Raw genomic sequence first — 22,081 nt, 5'->3', positions numbered from 1 at the left:
CTCGCCGACAAAAGAGCGGCACGTCAGCCGCGCGGGAAGGAGACCTCCACGCGGCGGTTCTTCTTGCGGCCTTCTTCGGTGCTGTTGTCCGCGATCGGGTACTGCTCGCCGTACCCACGGATCTCGTACGTGATCCCGCCGGAGGTGAGCATGGGCGACAGCACCTTGTGCACGGCGTCCGCGCGCTGCTTGGACAGGACGTCACCGTGGGCGGAGGAGCCGAGGTTGTCGGTGAAGCCGAAGATGCGGACCTTGGTGGCGTTCTGCTTCTTGATCTCTTCGGCGATGGCGGCGATACGGGAGTTGGCCTCGGCGGTCAGCTTGGCGCTGTCCTTGCCGAACAGGACTTCCGCCTGGAGCGCGAACTTCAGGTTCGAGCTCGTCTCCTCGCGTCGCTCCTCGCCGCCTTCGGACTCGACGATCGAGATGAGAGGCAGCACCTTCGCGGGTGCGAGGGTGGCGCCGTCGCGCATCTTGAGGCCGGGTGAGTTCCCGTCGACTTCTGGTGGTGGCTCGGTCGACTCGGTGCCTGGTGGCGTACTCGGGATGTCATCGGCGTACGCCCCGGAGGCGCCGGTGAGCTGGGCGCCGGTGAACAGCACGACAGCAGCGAGCAGGGACGCTGCGGGGCGGCGTACGGAGGTCCTGCGGGGGCAGGTGGTGGTGCGCATCACGAGATCTCGATCGTCGCGACCGGCATGAGCGGGATCTGGAGGTCTACTTGGGTGACGTTCGCGGGAGGCGCGGGGAACTGCGCGAAGACGGCTACCGATTCGCCGGCTTTGACGCTGGTGACGCCCGTCGTGGTGAGCGGATAGCCCTCGGTATCGCGAAGAACGTAGTAGCGCTTTTTCTCGTTCTTCTCTACAAGAGTGACGCCCGCGAACGACGGTCCGGTCCGCGTCACGTTGATCTCTGTGCCACTCCACTGTGCCTTGGCGACCAACAGCTTGGACGTAGTGTTCTTGAGAGTTCCGGAAATGGTAAGGAAGCCGCCCTGGTCCCGGACAGCGCTGTGCACGACGAACTGGAACCCGTCGCTGCCGTTGATGGTTGCCAGCGTCTTGGTGGTGTCCGGCACAGTCATCCCGCTGTCCGTGTCGGCCGTCGGCTGTTCAGCAGGTGCCGAAGAAGCACTGCCTGCCTTCTCCGGTTCTTTCCCGGCGTTGTCGCCGCCCCCTCCATCGTCGCCACCGCCACAGGCAGACAGGAGCACGGCCAGTGCCACAGCGGTTACTCCGGCCGCCGCTGTGCGCGCTGCCGTCCTGTACCGATTACTCATGAGTGCCATTCCTTTGCGTTCCTTCGCGGTCAGTCCTCGGCGAGCCGGACTTCGAAGAGGTCGGACATGTCCGGGAGAGCGCTCGGGTCGACGTCCAAGACGTCACCTTCGCAGTCCAGCGCCCCTGGGGACGGCGCGGTGTCGTCATCGGCGGGATCGAAACTGCACCGGGGGACGACCACCGCCGTGGCGCTGGCCCTTGCGTGCTGGCTCTCCGTGCCTGGCAGGACGGTGTCGCCCACGGGCTCCTGCGACGTCACCTTCACCGTGAAGCCCCAGCGGCCGTCGGCCACCCAATCGCATCCGCCGGGGTCGACGTTGGCGCCGTTCTCGCCGGCGTAGTAGTGGCTGGCTGAGCAACCGTTGACGTCTCCGATCAGGTCGCCACTGAGGAGATCGCCCAGGTCGCCGACTTGGAGCTGGAAGGTGTCCCGGGACTCACGGGCGGCTGCCAATGCGGCGGCGTCCGCTGCTGACTGGGCACCATTGCGAGTTGCTCCGGCCTGGCCGACCGCGAAAAACGCAAGCGCGAGAAAGAGCAGGCTCGCCACTACGAAGATGTAGAGGGGCGAAGCCTGCCCTTTCTCGCGCGATGTGCGCATACGCCTGTTCAGCCACCGCCGACGATGTTGGTGATCTGCGTAACCAGGCCGTTCGCGATGGCCGCGCCGGCACCCGACCCCACCACCGCCGCGATGATCACCCCCACCAAGATGATGATCCCGACGTACTCGACGGCCCCCTGCCCCCGGTCCCCCCGGCGCTTGAGCGCCGCAGCGGTCGTCTTCGCCCACGTACCCACGTACAGCGTGATGTTCGACATGGTGGTCTCCTCCGGGCTCGTACAGCTCGATGGGGGGAACGTACGGCGGGCGGAGGTGACGGGGCATGGGCCTGGGGGCCCAAGTGGGGGCCCAATTGGGGAGTCGGGGGTCGTCAGCCATGGGTGCGTCCACCTCCGTGCCAGATGGCGATGGCCTGGCCTCGGCTTTCGGCGTTGAGCTTGGCGAAGATGCGGTTGATGTGGTTCTTGACCGTCTTCTGGCTGATGAAGCACGTGGCGGCGATCTGCTGGTTGGTCATGCCCGACGCGATCAGGTCCATCACCTCCACCTCCCGTTGGCTCAGTAATGAATGTGCCACACTCGCTTGCTGCTGCGAAGGGATTCCGGAGAAATCGGTGCGCTGCCCGCCACTTGACAGTGAGGTGGGCGTTGCAGACGCATAGTGGGCGCGGACGGTCGCCAGCAGGGCGTTCGACGCCGTGTGGGTGAAATGCGCACGGCCCAGTTTCGCGTCGCGTACCGCGTCGACGAGTTGGTCGGCCGTGAACTCGCCATGGACGAGGTAGCCGCACGCGCCGAGGTGGAGGGCTTCGTGGACGGTGTCCGACTCGCGGCTGTACGTGGTCATGAGGACGGGCGCCAGGCGTACCAGGTGGGGCAGGGCCGCGATGCCGTCGACGCCCGGCATGCGGACGTCGAGGAGGATGACGTCCGGGTGGTGGCGTACCGCCTCCTCGTAGGCCTCGCGGCCGTCCGAGGCCTGGGCGGCGACCTCGATGTCCTCGCGGCCGGACAGCAGGGCGGTGAGGCCCGCCCGGACGACGGGGTTGTCGTCGGCGACGATCACTCGCAGGTGCTCATGCATGGTGGTGCGCCCTCCGTTTCCAGCGCCCGTACGGGCAGTTCCAGCCGGACCTCCGTGCCCTTCGTGGCCCGCCCCCGCCCGATGCGGATGCGGGCGCCTATCGACGCGGCGCGTTCCACCATGCCGACGAGGCCGAAGTGGCCCGCCCGTCTCAGGTCGTCGAGCGTCGTGCCGGCGGGGAGGCCGTGGCCGTCGTCGTAGACGCTCAGGCGCAGGACGTCGTCGGTCACGCCCGCCGACACGGTGATGCATGACGGCCGACCGTGGCGGTGGGCGTTCTCCATGGCCTCCGAGGCGATGGCCAGGAGCTGGCGGGCCACCGCGTGCGGGGCGCGGGGCGGGGTGGCGCCCAGCGGGCGGTACGTGGTGCGTACGCCGTGGCGGCGGGCGAAGTCGGCGGTGCGCGCGGCGAGTTCGGCGGCGACATCCACCCCGCCGTCCAGGCCCGACTCGCGGCGGAGGTCGGCCAGCAGCTCGCGCGACTCGGCGGCGGCGCGGCGGGCGGAGCGGGCGACGAGTTCCGCCTGGCGGCGGACCGACGTGGGGTCCGCGCGGTCCGCGGTGGACGCCAGACCGTCGGCGGCCAGCGCCAGCCCGTGCAGGGTCTTGGCGACCGAGTCGTGCATCTCGCGGGCGAGCCGGGCCCGTTCGGCCTCCACGGCACCGGTGACGGCGAGGCGGGCGCGTGCCTCGGTGAGGGCCTGGCTCGCGGCGCCGAAGTCGAGGATGAGGCCCCGGAGGGTGGAGCCGACCGCTCCGGCGATCACGCACAGGCCGGGGAAGAGGAGCGACGAGGGCTCCACCGCGACCTCGGTGCTCACGCCGTACGAGAGGAGCAGCAGCAGCGACTGGAGTACGGCGAAGAACGCGGCGCCGCGCCAGCCGTACAGCAGGCCGGCGAGCAGCGGCGTGCAGATGGTGACGTACGCGAGCGTCGACTCGGGTGACGCGGTGGCCAGCAGCAGCGCGCCGAACAGCATGTCACCCACCAGCACCACGGGGTGGCGCAGCAGGACGCGGCCGAAGCGCTCCCAGTCGCGCAGCACGACGTACGACACCATGAAGGTGATGAGGACGGCGGCGCCGACGAGCCAGGTGCCGAGGCCCGGCGCGGCGCCGTCGAGGGCGAACGGGGACGCCAGCACGATCATCGCCAGCCGGAAGCCGAACACCTGGCGGCACAGCGCCTGTAGGGCGTTGATCTGGAGCGGGAGGGAAGGGGGATCCGCTGTTCTCAGTGGCATGGGGTCACCCGCCGATGATGTCCGTGAAGTCGACCCCGGAGCCGTAGTAGAAGCTCAGGGCGATCAGGATCATGGTGGCGGGCAGCATCACCATCGTCACGACGAGTGTGGTCTTCGGTACGGCCTTGGCGGCGGTGCGCCGCGCGTTCTGGGCGTCCGTGCGCCGCATGTCGTTGGCGATCTGGATGAGCGTGTCGACGATGGGCGCGCCCAGTTCCTCGCCCTGCTGGAGGGCGGTGACGAACATGGAGACCTGCTCGGAGGCGTTGCGTTTGCGCAGTTGGTCGAAGGCGTCGCGGCGGCTGACGCCCATGTCCATCTGGCGCAGCGTGATGCGCAGTTCGTCGGCCCATGGGCCGGAGTACTTCTCCGCGACCCGCTCCAGGGCCTGGCGGAAGCCGAGGCCGGCGGAGACGACGACGGCGAGGACGTCGAGGAAGTCGGGCAGGGTGCGTTCGATGTCGTCCTTGCGGCGGCGGATGGCGAGTCGGAGCAGGACGTCGGTCCAGGTCAGCCCGTACAGCAGGACGATGACGGCGACGACCGTCTGGCCGCGCGCCAGCATGGCGAGGGCGGCGAGGATGCCGAGGAAGCCGTAGACGGCGCGGCGGGCGGCGTACCGGTCGACGGTCATACCGCCGGGGTTGCCCGCCATGTCGAGGCGGCGGCGCAGTGCGTCGACCCGCTTGGGGCCCATCATGCCGAGGACGGCGGGCGCCCAGCGCATGCCGAGGCGGTCGATGCCGGAGCCGACGGCGGTGGTGCGGGTGGCGCCGACTTCGAGGGCGAGGACCAGGTCACCGGGGAGTCTGGCGTCGGCCCGGTACATGCGGATGCCGTGGAAGACGCCGTACACGGACAGGCCGATGACGGCCGCGTACAACAGGCCCATGACGTGTCACCTCCTCAGACGCGGATGCGGGACAGGCGGCGGATGAGGACGAAGCCGACGGCGTAGAGGCCGAAGGCGAGGACGGAGCCGATCTGGCCGGCGACCGAGCCGGTCATCTTGTCCAGGGCGCCGGGGGCCATGCCGTTGATCATCAGCAGGAAGCCCAGTCCGAGGAGGGGGAGGGCGAAGGCGGTGACCTTGACCTGGGAGAGGAGGGTGACGACCTCGCGCCGGGTCTCCTTGCGCTCCTCCAGGGTGCCGGTGAGGTTCCGGAGGGAGGTGACGACCTGGCCGCCGGCGCGGTTGGACAGGACGAGGGTGGAGACGAGGACGACGAGTTCGCGGGAGGGCAGCCGGTCGGCGAGGTCGCCGAGGGCGTCGTCGAGGCTGTGGCCGACGGCGAGCTGGTCGGCGACCTTGCGGAGCTCCTCGCCGGCCGGGTCGTCGAGCTCCTCGGCGGCCATGGCGATGGCGGTACGGAGGGCGAGGCCGGCCTGGGTGGCGTTGGCGAGGACGCGGGTGAGCTCGGGGAGCTGGTTGATGAACGCCTCGGTGCGCTTCTGGCGCTGCCAGTTGAGGAACGCGGCGGCGCCCCACAGGCCGGTGAGGGCGGCGAGGACGCCGAAGAACGGGGCGAAGACCGCGCCGACGGTGAAGTAGACCCCGAGCAGGGCGGCCACCGCGTAGACGGCGTACTCGCCGGGGGTGAGGTCGAGTCCGGTGGCGGCGATCTTGCGTTCGATGCGGCGGCCGAGGGCGGTGGTGCGCAGGCGTCGGTCGACGTGTACGAAGCGGCGGCGCCGGCCGTGGAGGGGGACGTGTCCCGTCTGGGTCATCCGGGCCACGAGGGCCTGGCGCTGCGCCTTGCCGGACGCGTAGACGTGTACGCCGGCGATGCCCAGCACGCAGGCGAGGAGCGTGACACCGAGCGTCAGGAGGGGGACGTTTTCCATGGTGGTCCATCGGTCCAGTCGGGGGCGGCGGTCCAGTCGGGGGCGGCGGTCCAGTCGGGGGGGGCCGGGCGGGGGCGGGGGCGGGCGACCGGGCGGGCGGTCAGGCGGTCGTCGCGCGGCGGAGGGCGAGCTGTTCGTCGGTCTGGGCGACGCCGAACGCCGCCGGTATGGCCTCGCTCTTGAGGTAGAGACGTTCGGCGACGCGGCGCGGGAGCGGGTGGTACTCGAAGTGGCCGTGGATCCGTCCGTCGGCGGCCATCGGCTGGGCGGCGAAGCGGCAGACGGTGACGATCCGGTACTCCTCGCGGCCGTGGGAGTCGACGATCGCGATCTCGGTGATCTTGCGGGCGCCGTCGGCGTGCCGGGTGAGCTGGACGATGACGTCGACCGCGCTGTTGATCTGGTCCTTGATGGCGACGAACGGGACCTCCACCTCCGACATGGAGCCGAGGGTCTGGAGGCGCATCAGGGCGTCCTCGGCGCTGTTGGCGTGGACCGTGGCGAGGGAGCCGTCGTGGCCGGTGGACATGGCCTGGAGCATGTCGAGCGTCTCGCCGCCTCGGACCTCACCGACGATGATCCGGTCGGGGCGCATGCGCAGCGAGTTGCGTACGAGGTCGCGGATGGTGACCCGGCCCTTGCCCTCCACGTTCGGGGGGCGGGCTTCGAGGGTGATGACGTGGGACTGCTGGAGCTGCAGCTCGGCCGAGTCCTCGATGGTGACGATGCGCTCGCCCTCGGGGATGAGTCCGGACAGGGCGTTGAGCAGGGTGGTCTTCCCGGTGCCGGTGGCGCCGGAGACGATCACGTTGAACTTGGCGCGTACGAGCCCGGCGAGCAGCATCACCATGTGCTCGTCGAGCGAGCCGAGGGCGACCATCTCCTGGAGCGTGAAGGCGCGGGGGAAGCGGCGGATGGTGAGGATGGGGCCCGAGAGGGACAGCGGCGGGATGATGACGTTGACGCGTTCGCCGGAGGGGAGGCGGGCGTCGACCATCGGGTTGGACTCGTCGACGCGGCGGTTGACGGTGGAGACGATCCGTTCGATGGTCTGCATCAGCTGCTCGGTGGAGGAGAACCGCATCGGCAGCTGTTCGAGGCGGCCGCGCCGCTCGACGAAGACCTGCTCGGGGCCGTTGACCATGATCTCGCTGATGGAGGCGTCTTCGAGGAGCGGTTCGAGGATGCCGAGCCCGAGCGCCTCGTCGACGACCCGGCGGATGAGCTGTGAGCGCTCGGTGGAGGACAGGACGGGGCCCTCGCGGCTGATGATGTGGCCGAGCACCCGCTCCAGGCGGGCGCGGCGCTCGGCGGTCGCCAGGGCGGACATCTCCGCGAGGTCGATCTCCTCCAGGAGCTTGACGCGGTAGACGCCGACGAGGTGGTTGTCCTCGCCCTTGCCGTTGACCGGCTCGGGACTGGTGATGCGCGCCCGCAAGCTCATGTCGTTCTCAACTCCCTCAGTTTGCTCAGTTCCCTCAGTCGGTGGCGGGCGTGGTGACGGGCATGGTGGTGGACCTCTGGGCGCTGGGGAAGGTGAACAGCGGGATGACGGAGGGGATGGGGACGGTCGCGGTGGCGGTGACCTGGTCGCCGCCGCCCGGGGAAACGGTGACACCCGTGTCCAGCCAGGCGCTCGTGGCGGCTTTGCCGGCTGCCCCGGCGTTCGCGGTCGGGTCCTGCGACGCCACCCGCGCCGCCGCCCTCGACGCCGTACCCGCCTGCTGTACGGCGTACGCCACGAACCCGAGCTGGACGGCCGCCAGGGCGGCGATCAGCAGCACGGTGACCCAGCCGACGAACTCGACCGCCGACTGGCCGGCGTCTCCGGTGTCTCCGGCGCGCCGCCTTCTGCGTACGTACGACGCGATCACCGCTCGCCCTCCCTCGCGACGGACGCCGTGCCGGTCACGGGTACGGGGATGTCGAAGCCCGGGAACAGGACGGGGACGTTCAGGTCGACCGACGCCGTGTACAGGTCGCCGTCGGGATAGCAGTTCGCTTGCGCGGTCCATGCCCCCGACACGCTCCCCTGGGCCGCCGCCGCGCACGCCCCCGCCCCGCCCACCGTCCCCGCGCGGGCCGCCGCGTCCGCCGCGTTGCCGGCCAGCGACCAGGCGTAGCCGACGAGGGCGGCCTGCCAGAGCAGGACGATCACGCCGAGGGCGACCGGGACGCTGCCGGTGAACTCGACCGCGACCTGTCCCCGGTCATTTCCGTGACGGCGTCTCATGGCGTATCCCCTACTTGTTGCCGCGCCCGCGCCGGAGGCCCACCGAGCCCCGGTCGCCGCGGAACTTCCCCTGCCTGTTTTCCCCTTCCGCTGCCTTCACGATCCCCAGTTCGCCCGCCAGTGCCCACAGCGCCTGCTTGACGGACGACTTGGCTTCCAGGTCCTGCATCCGGCCGGCGTCGACGACCGACTGGAGTTCCTTGAAGTTCGCGGGTACGGAGGTCCTCGTGACGCGCGTGCCGGTGATCTTCTCGACGAGCTGCGGCTGGATCTCCGTGTTCCTGATGTGCCGGTTGACGACGGTCACCGTCTCCTCCGCCTTGCGGATCTGGAGCCGGTCCCAGAGCCGGACCATGCGTTTGGCGGCGCGCACGGCCACCACATCCGGGGTGACGACGAGCAGCGTGGTGTCGGCCATCTCGATGGCGGCGGCGTTGGCGCTGTTGAGGTGCGTACCGCAGTCGATGACGACGACCTCGTAGCGGTTGCGCAGCGCGCTGACGATCTGGCGGACGGACCGGTCGCTGACGTCCTCGCCCCGCTCGCCCTCCCCCGGCGCGAGGAGCAGCCCGATGCCGGTCTGGTGGGCGTACAGGGCGTCCTGGAGCACCCGGGGCGATATGTCCTGGACGGCGGCGAGGTCCACGACGGACCGACGGAACTGCACGTCCAGGTACGACGCCACGTCCCCGGCCTGGAGGTCCAGGTCCGCCAGCGCCACGCTCAGGCCGGACGCCCGGGCGGCGAGGGCGAGCTGTACCGCGGTGACGGTGGTGCCGACCCCGCCCTTGGCGCCGCTCACGGTGATGACCCGGCCGCCCGGTCCGGTGAAGACGTCGCCGCCCTGTCCGAGGTGGCGCCGTACGCCCACGGACCAGGCGGCCGCGGACTGGACGCGCTGGGCGAGCTCCTCGTACGACAGGGGCAGGCCGATCAGGCCGCGGGCGCCGGAGTCCATGGCGGCCGAGTAGAGGCCGGGGCCCGCGTCGGCGGTGACGAGGACGACGCCGACGGCGGGGAAGCGGAGGGCGACCTCCCGGATGAGTTCGAGTGCGGGGACGGGCCCGATCCCGCCGTGGACCAGCACGACCTCGGGCAGTTCGTCGAGGGACTCGGCGGCGAGCCGCGCGAGGGTGTCGATCAGGGAGGTCGAGTCGCCGACCGGTCCGGCGGGTTCGGCGTCCGGGAGCTGGCTGAGGAGGGTGGTGATGGATCGGGCGGCGTCGGCGTCACCGACGGCCGGGAGGATGCGTGTGGTCATCCGGCCCTCACTTGTTCTTGTCTTCGTCGAGCGTGTAGCTGCCCTCGCCGGGCCGCAGGACGGTGGGGCTGTTCCTGGGCAGCAGGGCGAGCCGTACGTGCTCGGCGAACGACTCGGCGTAGGCCACGCGCTGGGCGTCGGTGGTGGAGAGCGCGAAGGTGATCGGTACGGCTTCCCGGATGCCGATGCCCCGGTTGTCGTCGCGCTTGCCGTCGAGCGGGGTGAGTTTGCCGACGTCGAGGACGCGGGCGTTGGCGACGATGATGCGGGATTCGGCGACGGCGCCCTTTTCGCGGTTGTCGTCGTCGAAGGTGGCGAAGATGTTCACCAGCGAGCCGGCGGTGATCTTTCCGGCGACTCCGGTGGCGGCGTCGATCATGATGGCGATCTCCTGCTGGCCGCTTTCCAGCGCGGGCCGTCTGGCGATCATGTCCTCCTGGAGCAGTGAGCCCTTTTTGAGGTCGGTGACGGCGATCTTGTCCTTGACGACGGAGAGGTCGGTGACGGCGTTTCCGGAAAGCCAGCGCTTGGGCATCTTCATCTTCTGGAACTGGCCGGGCTGAAGAGCCGTGTAGGCCGCCACGTCGGCTTTCAGTTCGTACGCGTCGACTTCCGGCCCGACCTTCGCATTCACGTCGCTGATCACCGTGACCACACCGGCGAACGCGCCGAGCGCGCACAGGACCGAAAGGAGCAGCAGAATGACACCGCGACGCTGACGTGAGTTCATGGGCGGGGCGACCTCGTGAGGAGACGTAGGCGTGGGAGTGGGCGTATCGGGGGGCTCATGCCGTTCCCTGGCTGAGCTCGGGCGGCACGAGCGGGGCCGAGCAGAATCCGCAGCGGTCTCCTATGAGGTCGATTCCGCACCAGGAGCACACTTCCCGCCGTACGGACGCGACGAGTTGGTAGAGGACCGAGATGTCGGGGAGAAAGGCGGCGAATTCCATCATCTTCGCCGTCCCCCACCATTTCGGGGAGTCGGCCGGCAGCGCGCTCTCCACCACTCCCTGCACGCGCCAGGCGGGCGCGAGACTCTCGGTGACCCAGTCGGACGTCAACTGCCCCCGGGCCAGCATCAGCTGCGTACCGAACTCCGGACCGGCGAGCTGCTCCCCGGTGCCGATCCTGATCAGCTGCGGTGCCGGATTGGCGAGGACGCCGAACTGTGACCCCGGGACCCAGGACTTGGCGTGGGACTTCAGGCTCACGGGGACGCGGTCGAGCCGGGTGACGGTGGTGAGGAGGGCGCCCGCGTAGATGTAGTGGGACAGCAGCCGGGCGGCGGAGGCGACGACGCCGGGGCTGAAGTCGCAGATGGACAACTGGCGCAGCTGGCGTACGAGGACGGCGACGCCGAGCGGCGGGAGGTCCAGTTTCAGGAGCGCGATGCGGTCGCTCTCCAGGACGGAGCGGACGGTGTGCAGGCGGCGTTCGTGGGGGGCGGGGAGGGAGGCGGGGTACAGGGCGATGACGTAGCCGTGCTGCTCGACCATGACCTGCATGTCGGCGACGGCGGCGTCCAGCGGCTGCGCGTCGGGGGACGGCAGCAGGGCCGCTGTGGGGGTTTGGTGATCGGTCGGTGGTAGCACCAGATCGGCGCTGGTGACGGCGATTGCGGTCGGCACGCTGGTTCCCCGTTCGGCTCCGGCCGCCGGGATTCCGGCGTACCGCAGATACCTGCCTTACCTGCTTTACGTGCTCTGCCTGCTCCTCCACGCTCACTCCTGCCACCCGCACTTTAGCCAGGTCTGAGGGGGCAGAGAACAGCTTTCAGATCGCTCGCTCGCACTGCGTGGACGGCCCGTGGGTGACCAATCCGGACGAAGGCGTCAGTGGTTAACTCCTGTTTCTTTCCAGAGGTCTTGACAAGTCGATTGGTCTGGACCAGTTTTACGAAAACGGCGGTGGCCACCGTTCCCCAGCACCTCCCCGACTCCCCCACCGGAGGCAGCACGTGGACCCCTCACACCGCACACGCAGAAGCGCACGCAGACCCGCACGTCGCGGCGGATGGCTCGGCGGGACCCTGGCGCTGGCCGTAGGCGCCGGGTTCGCCCTGGTCGGCGGGGCCGCCGGCACCGCGCACGCCGCCGACGTCAATGTCGCCAAGAACGCCGGTTTCGAGGCCGGGCTCGCCAACTGGACGTGCTCGGCGGGCAGCGGCGCCACCGTCTCCTCCCCCGTGCACGGCGGGGCCGCCGCGCTCCGGGCCACGCCCGGCGGGCAGGACAACGCCCGGTGCGCGCAGACCGTGGCGGTCAAGCCGAACTCCACGTACACGCTGAGCGCCTGGGTGCAGGGCGGGTACGCGTACCTGGGCGCGAGCGGCACCGGGACGACGGACGTGTCGACGTGGACGCCCGACTCGGCCGGCTGGAAGCAGCTGACCACCCGCTTCACGACCGGCGCGACCACGACGTCCGTCACGGTCTACACGCACGGGTGGTACGGGCAGACCGCCTACTACGCCGACGACATCTCGGTCTTCGGGCCCGACGGCGGCGGGGGCGACCCCGACCCGGTGGTGCCGGCCACGCCCAGCGGGCTGGCCACCGGCGCGGTGACCTCGTCGTCCGTCGCCCTGAGCTGGAACGGCGTCTCCGGCGCGACCGGCTATAACGTCTACCGGGACGGCACCAAGGTGCAGTCGGTGACCGGGACGTCGGCGACCGTGACGGGGCTGGCCGCGAACACCTCGTACAGCTTCCAGGTGAGCGCGGTGAACACGGCCGGTGAGTCGGCGAGGTCGGCGGCGGTGACGGGGAAGACGTCCACCGGCGGGACCAACCCCAACCCCGCCGTGCCGCGCCACGCGGTGACCGGCTACTGGCAGAACTTCGACAACGGCGCCACCGTGCAGAAGCTGCGGGACGTGCAGGCGCAGTACGACATCATCGCCGTGTCGTTCGCCGACTCCACCGCCACGCCCGGCCAGATCGTCTTCAACCTCGACCCGGCCGTCGGCTACGCCTCGGTCGCCGACTTCAAGGCCGACATCGCGGCGAAGAAGGCCGCCGGGAAGTCGGTGATCATCTCGGTGGGCGGCGAGAAGGGCAACGTCACCATCAACAGCGACGCGTCGGCGACGGCCTTCGCGAACAGCGCGTACGCCCTGATGCAGGAGTACGGCTTCAGCGGGGCCGACATCGACCTGGAGCACGGCATCAGCTCCACGTACCTGACCAAGGCGCTGCGCCAGCTGTCGGCGAAGGCCGGGCCGGGGATGGTGCTGACGATGGCGCCGCAGACCATCGACATGCAGAACACCGGAACGGAGTACTTCAAGACGGCCCTCGCCGTGAAGGACATCCTGACGGTGGTCAACATGCAGTACTACAACAGCGGTTCGATGATGGGCTGCGACAACAAGGTGTACGCGCAGGGCTCGGTCGACTTCCTGACCGCGCTCGCCTGCATCCAGCTGGAGGGCGGCCTGGACGCCTCCCAGGTCGGCCTCGGCGTCCCCGCCTCACCGCGTGGCGCGGGCAGCGGCTACGTCGACCCGTCGATCGTGAAGAACGCGCTGGACTGCCTGACGCGCGGCACCGGCTGCGGCTCCTTCAAGCCGTCGAAGACGTACCCGGCGCTACGCGGGGCGATGACCTGGTCCACGAACTGGGACGCCACCGCCGGCAACGCCTGGTCGAACGCGGTCGGGCCGCACGTCCACAACCTGCCGTAGGGGTCACGCCCGGTTCGCGAGGTAGTGGTGCAGTACGGGGCCCAGTTCCGCCAGCCACTGGTGGAGCTGGGCCTTGCGGCGGGCGTCGATCCGGCACTCGTACAGCATGCCGCTGGGGTGGGTGACGGACACCATCAGCACGTGGCCGTACGGGGCCGGGGCGAAGCGGACCGTGGAGACGCCCGCCCACGGGAACTCCATGGTGTGGCCGTTGATCTCCAGGGACACCCCGGACGGGTCCACGATCACGGAGTTGCGCCGGTCGTGCGCCACGAACTCCGGCCCGTCGCCGGGAGGCGGCGGCCCATAGGGACCGGGGTACGGAGCCGGGGTGCCGTACGGCGCCGGGGCCGGGCCGCCGTACGGGACCGGGGGCGGGGTGCCGTACGGGACCGGGGCCGGAGCGCCGTACGGCGCCGGTGACGCGCCGTACGGCGGCTGTATCGGTATCGGCGGGCCGAACCCGGGGGGCGTTGTCATGCCCCCAGTATCGCCAACCGGCAGGGCCCGCGCCCTACCAGGGCAGCTCGCGCACCTGCTGCACGCACAGCACCACGAACAGCAGCCCCGCCGCACCCAGGACGCCGTTGCTCAGCCAGCCGTTGCGCCATTCGCGCGGCGTACGCGAGGAGTTGAGCAGCCACACCAGGGTGAGGGCCAGGAACGGCATGAAGAAGGCGCCGATCACGCCGTAGACGATCACCAGGCCGAACGGCTGGTCCAGGAAGAGCAGGGACATCGGCGGGAACGTCAGCCACAGCAGGTACGCGCGGAAGGGCAGCGACTTCTCGCGTACGCCGGCGGCGACCTCCTCCCCGGTGGTCGCGCCCCTCTTGCGGAAGTGGGTGACGAAGTCGGAGAACATCAGGCTCACGCCGTGCCAGACGCCGATGAGGGATGTGATGGAGGTGGCGAAGAAGCCGATGAGGAACAGCTTGGAAGTGACGGTCCCGTACTGGTCCGCCAGGACGTTGCCGAGATCCAGGAGTCCCTTGTCGCCCTTGGCGAGGGCGACGCCGGAGGAGTGGAGCAGTTCGGCGCCGACGAAGAGCATGGCGACGACGAAGATGCCGGTGGTGATGTAGGCGACGCGGTTGTCCAGGCGCATCACCTTCATCCAGGAGGTGTCCGTCCAGCCCTTGGCGTTGACCCAGTAGCCGTACGCGGCCAGCGTGATCGTGCCGCCGACGCCGCCGATGAGGCCGAGGGTGTAGATCAGGGAGCCGCCCGGGAGGACGGGTACGAGGCCCGCGAGCGCGTCGCCGAGGTGCGGGGTGACGCGGATGGCGAGGTAGACGGTGACGACGAACATGACGCCGACGAGGATCGTCATGACCTTCTCGAAGACGGCGTACCGGTTGAACCAGACGAAGACCAGTCCGCCCACGCCGCACAGGACGGCCCACCACTTCAGGTCCATGACGCCCGGGAACAGCGCCTGGAGGGGCAGGGCGCTGGACGACATGGCGGCGGCGCCGTACACGAAGCCCCAGATGGCGACGTATACGGCGAAGTAGACGGTCGTCCAGGCGCCGAGGCTGCGCCAACCGTCGAAGAGGGTGCGGCCGGTGGCCAGGTGCCAGCGTCCGGCGGCCTCGGCGAGCGAGATCTTGATGAGGCAGCCGACGACGGCTGCCCACAGGAGCGTGTAGCCGAACTTGCTGCCCGCGATGAGCGTGGCGACGAGGTCGCCGGCGCCGACGCCGGTCGCGGCCACGACGATGCCCGGCCCGATGTAGCGCCAGCTCGCCTTGCGGAGCCGGGGGCCCGTCCCCTCGGTCTCGCCCTGTTGTGCGGTGTCTGCCATGCGTTGCCGCCTTTCCTTCACCCGACGTCACGTCACCAAAGCGCGGCGCGCGGTGATCGCGCAAGGGGTACGGCGGGTGACGCCACGACCGGAAGCGCTCTTGACGCGCTCATGCCATAGCCGGACGATGCCTCGCACGGGGCAACCCACCCCGTACCCCCCACCGCAGGAGACGACATGCGCATGCGCATACGCGGCACACGCGGCATACCCGGCAGAAGGTCCGCCACCCTCACGGCCCTCCTGGCGCTCGCCGTCGCGGCACCGCTCACCGCCACCACCACGACGGCCGCCGACGTGCCGACCGCCCCCGCCGCCACCACGGAGGAGGTCATCCGGCAGTACGAGATCCACGGCCCGTCCACCCCGGCCGAGCGCACCGCCCTCGCCGCCACCGGCGTCACCATCGACGAGGCCGACGACCACGCGGTCGTCGTCAGCGCCAACGCCGAACAGGCCCGCAAGCTGCGCGCCCTCGGCCACAAGCTCGAAGCCCTGCCCGCGCCGCCCGACCGGACCGGCGGCAAGGCCTCCGGCACTTCCCTCGGCACCATGGACTTCCCCTCCGCCGACTCGCGTTACCACAACTACGCCGAGATGAACGCGGAGATCAGCCAGCGGCTCCAGCAGTACCCGGGCATCATGAGCCGCCGCGTCATCGGCAAGTCCTACCAGGGCCGCGACATCGTCGCCATCAAGATCAGCGACAACGTGGCGGCGGACGAGAACGAGCCCGAGATCCTCTTCACCCACCACCAGCACGCCCGCGAGCACCTCACCGTCGAGATGGCGCTGTACCTGCTGCGCGAGTTCGGCGCCGGGTACGGGACCGACTCCCGGATCACCAGCGCCGTCAACAACCGTGAGATCTGGATCGTGCCGGACCTCAACCCCGACGGCGGCGAGTACGACATCGCCTCCGGCTCCTACCGCAGCTGGCGCAAGAACCGGCAGCCCAACTCCGGCTCGTCGTACATCGGCACGGACATGAACCGCAACTGGAACTTCAAGTGGGGCTGCTGCGGCGGCTCCTCCGGCTCCCCCAGCTCCGACACCTACCGCGGCACCGCGCCCGAGTCCGCCCCCGAGGTGAAGGTCGTCGCCGACTTCGTCCGCTCCCGGGTCGTCGGCGGCAAGCAGCAGATCAAGGCGGGGATCGACTTCCACACGTACAGCGAGCTGGTGCTGTGGCCGTACGGCTACACGTACAACGACACGGCCCCCGGCCTCACCCAGGACGACCGCGACGCCTTCGCCACGGTCGGCCGCAAGATGGCCGCGAGCAACGGCTACACGCCCGAGCAGTCCAGCGACCTCTACATCACGGACGGGTCCATCGACGACTACCTCTGGGGCGCGCACAAGATCTTCGGCTACACCTTCGAGATGTACCCGCGTTCATCCTCGGGCGGCGGCTTCTACCCGCCCGATGAGGTCATCGAACGCGAGACGAGCCGCAACCGCGACGCGGTCCTGCAACTCATCGAGAACGCCGACTGCATGTACCGGTCGATCGGCAAGGAGCAGCAGTACTGCGCGTAGTGCCCGAGGGCCGTCGCGGTACGGGATTCCCCGCCGTACCGCGGTGGTTCAGCCGAGCACGGCCAGCGCGTCGATCTCGATGAGCAGGCCGGCGGGGAGGCCGACGTAGACCGTCGTACGGGCGGCGGGGACGGCGGTCAGGTCGGCGAAGTACGCGTTGTAGATGTCGTTCATCTCGGCGAAGTGCGCCGTGTCGGTGAGGTAGACGCGCATCATCATCACGTCGTCCCAGCTCGCGCCGCCCTCCTTGAGGACCGCCTCCACGTTGGCGAGGGTCTGGAGGGTCTGCTCGCGCAGGGTCGGCCCGGCGACGGTCGGCGGCTGGCCCTCGACGGCCGGGAGGAAGCCGACCTGGCCGGCCACCTGGAGGATGTTGCCCTTGCGTACGCCGTGGGAGAAGCGGGCGGGCGGGGCGGTGTGGGTGGCGGGGGTGATCGCGGTCTTGGGGGTCTTCTCGGTCATGCGGTGTCCTTGCCTGAGTAGTCACGGGTGATGGCATCGGCGGTGCGGCGCACCAGCGGCAGGAGGGCGAGGAGTTCCTCGGCGGTGACGACGACGTTCGGGGCGGACACCGACATGGCGGCGACGACCCGGCCGTCCGCGCCGCGGATCGGGGCCGCGACGCAGTTGATGGACTCCTCGTGGCCGCCGAGGTCGGTGGCCCAGCCCTGTTCGCGTACGGCCGCCAGCTCTTGGAGGAAGGCAGCGGCGTTCGGGATCGAACGGGACGTGTACATGGGGTAGTCGAGCTTCGCGGCCAGCGCGCGGCGCTCGGCCTCGGGCAGGTCGGCGAGCAGCAGCTTCGCCACGGCGGCGACGGTGATCGCGACGGGCTTGCCGATGCGTGAGTACATGCGGACCGGGTAGCGGCTGTCGACCTTGTCGAGGTAGAGCACCTCGCCCTCCTCGTACACGGCGAGGTGCACGGTGTGCCCGGTTTCCTCGTTGAGCTGTACGAGGTGGGGGTGGGCGATCTCGCGGATGTCGAGGTTCTCCACGGCTTCCTGCGCGAGGGCGAACAGCCGGGCGCCGAGGCGGTAGCGCTGGTCCCGCTGGCGGTAGACGAGCCCGTGCTCGTGGAGGGTGCGCAGCAGCCGCAGGGCGGTCGACTTGTGTACGCCCAGGGCGTCGGCGACCTGCCCGAGGTCGGCGGGGCCGCGCGCGAGCAGCGGCAGGATGCTGAGCGCGCGGTCGACGGTCTGGCTCATGGCGTACGTACCTCCTGGTCTTCCCCGGTCCGTGTCCAGCCGGGGCCGAGGTGCAGTCTCTCCCAGGCGTCTTCGTCGAGGCCGGCGAGGCGGTCAGCGTGTGCGGTGGCGGGCGGGGTGCCGAGGTCGCCGGGGACGGTGAGCGCGGCGGCGGCCATGAGGTGCCCGTGGCGGAGCCGGTGCGTGAGGCCGAGCCCGCGGAGGGTGGCGCCGATGAACCCGGCGGCGAAGGCGTCGCCGGCGCCGACGGGGGCGACGACGTCGACGCGGGGGGCGGGGACGAAGGTGACGGTGTCGCCCTGCTGGGGCCCCTGCTGGGGCCGCGCCCCCTGCCCGTCGGGGCGGCGCCCCGGGTCGGGGGCGGCTCCCGGGGAGGGGACAGGGTGCGCGGGTGCGGGCGTGGGGCCGCTGCGCGGGGCCGTTCCCCACCCCGCCCCTTCCCGAAACTGGGGGCTTCGCCCCCAGGCCCCCTGTGCGGGAGGGGAGGTTTCACCGTGGGGGCTGACGCCCCCACACCCCTGGTGCGCGGCAGCTTCGCGCCGCGGGGCACATTCCGCCTCGCCGGCGTTTGAGGCGCGGGGGTCCGGGGGCGGAGCCCCCGGTTCAACGCCCGCGCAGCGGCTGAACGCCGTCGCGCCACGGCCGCCCTGCTTCACCACCACCACGCACGGCTCCGGCAGCGCCGCCCGGATCGCCGCCGCGCCCCGCAGGGACCACGCCGCCTCCGCCTCGTCCTCGCCGACGAAGACGAGGTCGGCGCCCCGGGCGAGGTCGAGGAGGACCGAGGGGTCGGCGCCGCGCCACAGGCCCGGCCGGTGGTTGACGTCGAAGGAGAGCAGGGGGCGGCCGGGGCGGCGGGCGGTGAGGGCACGCATCAGGGCCAGGCAGCCGGCGGAGAGCGCGGCGGTGATGCCCGACAGGTGCAGGACGCGGGCGGGGGCGAGGTCCTCGTACGAAACCGTCTCCGGGGACATGGCGGAGGCGGCGGACCCCGCCCGGTAGTAGACGACCTCGTGGGCGTCGGTGGTCCGGTCGGTGGCCGTGCGGAAGTAGATGCCGGTCGGGCGCGTGGGGTCGCGGCGTACGGCGGCGGTGTCGACCCCGTACGCGGCGACGGCCTGCACCAGGTGGTCGCCGAAGCCGTCGGCGCCGACGCGGCTGACCCACCGCGTCCGGTGGCCGGCGGCGGCCAGCGCGCAGGCGACGTTGGACTCGGCGCCGCCGATGGCGCGGACGAAGGACGGCACGTCGGCGAGGCGGCCGGGGCGGGAGGGCAGGAAGGTGACCATGGACTCGCCGAGACAGACGACGTCGGTTGCGGTCACTCTGGGGCTCCTCACGGGTTCCTGGCGGATCCATTGACCCGGCGTTGCGCCGGATGTTAGACACCGCTGAGCAATATACGCAATTACCGTTGCAGAGAATGCAACAGATGGGGACGGGTTGCCATGGCCTTCGAGCACCTCAAGGACGAGCACGTCGACCACCGGTTCAAGGGGCTCCCCATGGACGCCGAGGGCCTGACCGTCGGCGAGCTGGCCGCCCAGCGCCGCAACCTGTTCACCGGCGGCTTCACCACCCCCGTCCTCGCCCTCTCCGCCGAGGCCCTGGAGCACAACCTGGCGCTGCTGGAGACGTACGCCGAGCGGCACGGCCTCGCCTTCGCGCCGCACGGCAAGACGTCCATGGCGCCGCAGTTGTTCGACCGGCAGGTGGAGTACGGCGCCTGGGGCATCACGGCGGCCGTGCCGCACCAGGCCCGCGTCTACCGGACCTTCGGCATCCAGCGGATCTTCCTCGCCAACGAGCTGGTCGACGCCGCCGCCCTCCGCTGGCTCGCCGCCGAACTCGCCGAGGACCCGGACTTCCGCTTCATCTGCTACGTCGACTCCGTACGCGGCGTCGAGCTGATGGACCAGGCCCTGCGTGGTTCCCGGCGCCCCGTCGACGTCGTCGTCGAGCTCGGCGCGGGTGACGGCGCGCGCACCGGGGCGCGTACGGAGGCGGACTGCGCCGCCGTCGCGGACGCGGTCGCCGCGACGAGCACGCTCCGCCTCGTCGGCGTCGCCGGGTACGAGGGCGAGGTGCCGGGGGCGACGACCGACACCGTACGGGCCTGGCTGCGCCGCCTCACCGCCCTCGCGGTCGAGCTCGACAAGGCGGGCCGCTTCCCGGCCGGCCTGGACGAGATCGTCGTCAGCGCGGGCGGCAGCGCCTGGTTCGACACGGTCGCCGAGGTCTTCGCCGAACTGCCGCCGCTGTCCCGCCCGGTGCTGAAGCTGCTGCGCTCGGGGGCGTACGTGTCGCACGACGACGGCCAGTACCGCAACCTCACGCCCTTCAACCGGGTTCCGGAGGAGGGCGCCCTCCAGCCCGCGTTCCGCCTCTGGGCCCAGGTGGTGTCCCGCCCGACGCCCGAGCAGGCGTTCGTCAACGCGGGCAAGCGGGACGCCGCGTACGACCTCCACCTCCCCGAGGCGCAGGTCGTCCGCTCCGCGCGCGACGGGGCGGTCCGCCCGGCGGACGGGATCACGGTGAGCCGCCTGTCGGACCAGCACGCCTGGCTCGACACGACGGCCGAGGCGGAGCTGGAGGTGGGCGACTGGGTCGGCATGGGGCTGTCGCACCCCTGCACGGCGTTCGACAAGTGGCCGCTGATCCCGCTGGTCGAGGCGGACGGCACGGTCGTCGACTACATCCGCACCTTCTTCTAGGAGCGGCCGGCATGGACCTCGTCATACGGGACGTACGCGTCGTCGACGGCACCGGCGGCCCCTCCTACCGCGCCGACGTCGGCATCACGGACGGCAGGGTCGCCGCGATCCGACGGCAGGGCGACCCGGCGCTCTCCGGCGGGCGCGTCCTGGACGCGCACGGGCTCGCCCTCGCCCCCGGCTTCATCGACATGCACGCCCACAGCGACCTCGCCCTGCTCCGGGACCCGGACCACAGCGCCAAGGCCGCGCAGGGTGTGACGCTCGAAGTGCTGGGCCAGGACGGCCTGTCGTACGCGCCGGTCGACGACCGCACCCTCGGCGAGGTCCGCCGGGCCATCACCGGCTGGAACGGCGACGGCTGCGACATCGACGTCGACTGGCGGACCGTCGGCGAATATCTGAACCGCCTGGACCGTCAGGGCATCGCCGTCAACGCCGCCTACCTCGTCCCCCAGGGCACGGTGCGGATGTACGCCGTCGGCTGGGAGGACCGCCCGCCGACCGGCGCCGAGCTGACCCGTATGAAGCAGCTCGTCGCCGAGGGCATGGAGCAGGGCGCGTTCGGCATGTCGTCCGGCCTCACCTACACGCCCGGCATGTATGCGCGGGACGCCGAACTGACCGAACTGTGCCGGGTCGTGGCGGCGTACGGCGGCTACTACTGCCCGCACCACCGCAGTTACGGCGCGGGCGCGCTGGAGGCGTACGAGGAGATGGTGGCCCTCGCGCGGGAGGCCGGCTGCGCGCTGCACCTGGCCCACGCCACCATGAACTTCGGCGTCAACAAAGGCAGGGCACCCGAGCTGCTCGCGCTGCTGGACAAGGCGCTGGCGGACGGCGCGGACATCTCGCTCGACACCTACCCCTACACGCCCGGCTGCACGACGCTCGTCGCGATGCTGCCGAGCTGGGCGGGCGAGGGCGGCCCGGAGGCGGTCCTGGCCCGCCTTCGCGACGAGGCGACGGCCGAACGGATACGCCACCACCTGGAGGTCACCGGCTCGGACGGCTGTCACGGCGTACCCGTCGAGTGGGACACCGTGGAGATCTCGGGCGTCTCCGATCCGGGGCTCGCCGGCTTCGTCGGCCGGCGTCTCGACGGCTGGACCAACGCCCGCCGCCTGCTGATCGACGACCGGCTGGGCACGACGATCCTCCACCACGTCGGCCACGAGGAGAACGTCCGGGCGATCATGCGCCACCGCGTCCACACGGGCGGCTCGGACGGCATCCTCCAGGGCGCCAAGCCGCACCCGCGCGCCTACGGCACGTTCCCGCACTACCTGGGGCGTTACGCGCGCGAACTGGGCGTCCTGTCGCTGGAGGAGGCGGTCGCCCACCTCACCTCCCGCCCCGCCGCCCGCCTCCGCCTCCCCGACCGGGGCCTGGTCCGCGTGGGCCACCGCGCCGACCTGGTCCTCTTCGACCCGGCCACGGTCGCGGCAGGCTCCACCTTCGACGCCCCGCGCACCCTGCCGGCCGGCATCCCGTACGTGCTGATCGACGGCCGCTTCGTCATCGACGACGGCCGGCGCACGGACACCCTGGCGGGCCGCGCGATCCGCCGTACGCCCGCCTCCTGAACATGTCGGCAACGGCAAGCCGCG

Annotated in this window: 23 protein-coding genes; 4 read left to right on the top strand and 19 right to left on the bottom strand. The window is 70.9% G+C overall.

The features are described from left to right. Positions 1 to 23: 23 nt before the first annotated feature. The 14 genes from BKD26_RS03305 to BKD26_RS03240 form a co-directional block, all read right to left on the bottom strand. Positions 24 to 671: an OmpA family protein gene (locus tag BKD26_RS03305; RefSeq protein WP_084895550.1), complete on the bottom strand. Its 648-nt coding sequence runs from the start codon at positions 669 to 671 to the stop codon at positions 24 to 26. Then, positions 671 to 1,228, bottom strand: coding sequence for a hypothetical protein (locus BKD26_RS03300; RefSeq protein ID WP_347104118.1), 558 nt, complete (start codon positions 1,226 to 1,228; stop codon positions 671 to 673). The genes BKD26_RS03305 and BKD26_RS03300 overlap by 1 nt, the downstream gene beginning before the upstream one ends. Positions 1,229 to 1,311: 83 nt before the next feature. Continuing rightward, entirely contained in the window at positions 1,312 to 1,884 is a 573-nt protein-coding gene (locus BKD26_RS03295) for a pilus assembly protein TadG-related protein (RefSeq protein WP_084895548.1), read from the bottom strand. An 8-nt stretch (positions 1,885 to 1,892) separates the two neighbouring features. Continuing rightward, positions 1,893 to 2,105, bottom strand: a complete 213-nt coding sequence (locus tag BKD26_RS03290; protein WP_084895546.1) for a hypothetical protein — start codon at positions 2,103 to 2,105, stop codon at positions 1,893 to 1,895. Between the two features lie 113 nt (positions 2,106 to 2,218). Next, positions 2,219 to 2,932 (bottom strand): response regulator transcription factor, encoded by a 714-nt coding sequence (locus tag BKD26_RS03285; protein ID WP_107417739.1) that lies wholly within the window; start codon positions 2,930 to 2,932, stop codon positions 2,219 to 2,221. Further along, complete coding sequence (locus BKD26_RS03280; RefSeq protein WP_084895543.1) at positions 2,911 to 4,176, bottom strand: histidine kinase; 1,266 nt, start codon at positions 4,174 to 4,176, stop codon at positions 2,911 to 2,913. The genes BKD26_RS03285 and BKD26_RS03280 overlap by 22 nt, the downstream gene beginning before the upstream one ends. A gap of 4 nt (positions 4,177 to 4,180) precedes the next feature. After that, entirely contained in the window at positions 4,181 to 5,068 is an 888-nt protein-coding gene (locus BKD26_RS03275) for a DUF5936 domain-containing protein (protein ID WP_084895541.1), read from the bottom strand. 14 nt (positions 5,069 to 5,082) lie between these two features. Continuing rightward, on the bottom strand, positions 5,083 to 6,021 hold the full coding sequence (locus BKD26_RS03270) for a type II secretion system F family protein (RefSeq protein WP_084895540.1): 939 nt from the start codon (positions 6,019 to 6,021) through the stop codon (positions 5,083 to 5,085). A 100-nt stretch (positions 6,022 to 6,121) separates the two neighbouring features. Next, on the bottom strand, positions 6,122 to 7,465 hold the full coding sequence (locus tag BKD26_RS03265) for a CpaF family protein (protein WP_084895538.1): 1,344 nt from the start codon (positions 7,463 to 7,465) through the stop codon (positions 6,122 to 6,124). 34 nt (positions 7,466 to 7,499) lie between these two features. Further along, positions 7,500 to 7,895, bottom strand: a complete 396-nt coding sequence (locus BKD26_RS03260) for a TadE family protein (protein ID WP_179166384.1) — start codon at positions 7,893 to 7,895, stop codon at positions 7,500 to 7,502. Further along, positions 7,892 to 8,254: a TadE/TadG family type IV pilus assembly protein gene (locus BKD26_RS03255; protein WP_084895534.1), complete on the bottom strand. Its 363-nt coding sequence runs from the start codon at positions 8,252 to 8,254 to the stop codon at positions 7,892 to 7,894. The genes BKD26_RS03260 and BKD26_RS03255 overlap by 4 nt, the downstream gene beginning before the upstream one ends. Positions 8,255 to 8,264: 10 nt before the next feature. Then, entirely contained in the window at positions 8,265 to 9,515 is a 1,251-nt protein-coding gene (locus BKD26_RS03250; protein WP_084895532.1) for an AAA family ATPase, read from the bottom strand. A 7-nt stretch (positions 9,516 to 9,522) separates the two neighbouring features. Then, on the bottom strand, positions 9,523 to 10,245 hold the full coding sequence (gene cpaB / locus BKD26_RS03245) for a Flp pilus assembly protein CpaB (protein WP_084895530.1): 723 nt from the start codon (positions 10,243 to 10,245) through the stop codon (positions 9,523 to 9,525). A gap of 55 nt (positions 10,246 to 10,300) precedes the next feature. After that, positions 10,301 to 11,143: a hypothetical protein gene (locus tag BKD26_RS03240; protein WP_084895528.1), complete on the bottom strand. Its 843-nt coding sequence runs from the start codon at positions 11,141 to 11,143 to the stop codon at positions 10,301 to 10,303. 407 nt (positions 11,144 to 11,550) lie between these two features. Between BKD26_RS03240 and BKD26_RS03235 the strand changes: the two genes are divergently transcribed. After that, positions 11,551 to 13,200 carry a glycoside hydrolase family 18 protein gene (locus BKD26_RS03235; protein ID WP_347104251.1) on the top strand — a complete coding sequence of 550 codons (1,650 nt, stop codon included), beginning with the start codon at positions 11,551 to 11,553 and terminating at the stop codon, positions 13,198 to 13,200. A 3-nt stretch (positions 13,201 to 13,203) separates the two neighbouring features. Here BKD26_RS03235 and BKD26_RS41935 read toward each other — a convergent pair whose 3' ends face one another. Next, entirely contained in the window at positions 13,204 to 13,680 is a 477-nt protein-coding gene (locus BKD26_RS41935; RefSeq protein WP_084895524.1) for a hypothetical protein, read from the bottom strand. Positions 13,681 to 13,714: 34 nt separating this feature from the next. Beyond that, positions 13,715 to 15,007 (bottom strand): Nramp family divalent metal transporter, encoded by a 1,293-nt coding sequence (locus BKD26_RS03225; protein ID WP_084895522.1) that lies wholly within the window; start codon positions 15,005 to 15,007, stop codon positions 13,715 to 13,717. A 177-nt stretch (positions 15,008 to 15,184) separates the two neighbouring features. On the opposite strand from BKD26_RS03225, the gene BKD26_RS03220 reads away from it, so the two are divergent. Beyond that, entirely contained in the window at positions 15,185 to 16,549 is a 1,365-nt protein-coding gene (locus tag BKD26_RS03220; RefSeq protein ID WP_084895520.1) for a M14 family metallopeptidase, read from the top strand. 48 nt (positions 16,550 to 16,597) lie between these two features. On the opposite strand, the gene BKD26_RS03215 is transcribed toward BKD26_RS03220, so the two are convergent. From BKD26_RS03215 to BKD26_RS41030, 3 genes are read right to left on the bottom strand one after another with little or no spacing between them, the layout of a single operon-like run. Then, positions 16,598 to 17,011, bottom strand: a complete 414-nt coding sequence (locus tag BKD26_RS03215; RefSeq protein ID WP_084895518.1) for a RidA family protein — start codon at positions 17,009 to 17,011, stop codon at positions 16,598 to 16,600. After that, positions 17,008 to 17,757, bottom strand: coding sequence for an IclR family transcriptional regulator (locus BKD26_RS03210; RefSeq protein WP_084895517.1), 750 nt, complete (start codon positions 17,755 to 17,757; stop codon positions 17,008 to 17,010). The genes BKD26_RS03215 and BKD26_RS03210 overlap by 4 nt, the downstream gene beginning before the upstream one ends. Beyond that, the gene (locus tag BKD26_RS41030) at positions 17,754 to 19,082 is read right to left on the bottom strand and encodes a PfkB family carbohydrate kinase (protein WP_277622338.1); all 1,329 of its coding nucleotides are present in this window, start codon (positions 19,080 to 19,082) and stop codon (positions 17,754 to 17,756) included. The genes BKD26_RS03210 and BKD26_RS41030 overlap by 4 nt, the downstream gene beginning before the upstream one ends. A gap of 123 nt (positions 19,083 to 19,205) precedes the next feature. Here BKD26_RS41030 and BKD26_RS03195 point away from each other — a divergent pair, with 123 nt between their 5' ends. Both BKD26_RS03195 and BKD26_RS03190 read left to right on the top strand, forming a co-directional pair. Next, positions 19,206 to 20,471, top strand: coding sequence for an amino acid deaminase (locus BKD26_RS03195; protein ID WP_084895515.1), 1,266 nt, complete (start codon positions 19,206 to 19,208; stop codon positions 20,469 to 20,471). An 11-nt stretch (positions 20,472 to 20,482) separates the two neighbouring features. After that, on the top strand, positions 20,483 to 22,057 hold the full coding sequence (locus BKD26_RS03190) for a D-aminoacylase (RefSeq protein ID WP_084895513.1): 1,575 nt from the start codon (positions 20,483 to 20,485) through the stop codon (positions 22,055 to 22,057). Positions 22,058 to 22,081 lie beyond the last annotated feature (24 nt).

The organism is Streptomyces sp. CB03238, assembly GCF_002099185.1.
Lineage (GTDB): Bacteria > Actinomycetota > Actinomycetes > Streptomycetales > Streptomycetaceae > Streptomyces.
Note: the sequence above shows the minus strand (reverse complement) of the source record. Positions and strands in the feature narration are given on the sequence as shown.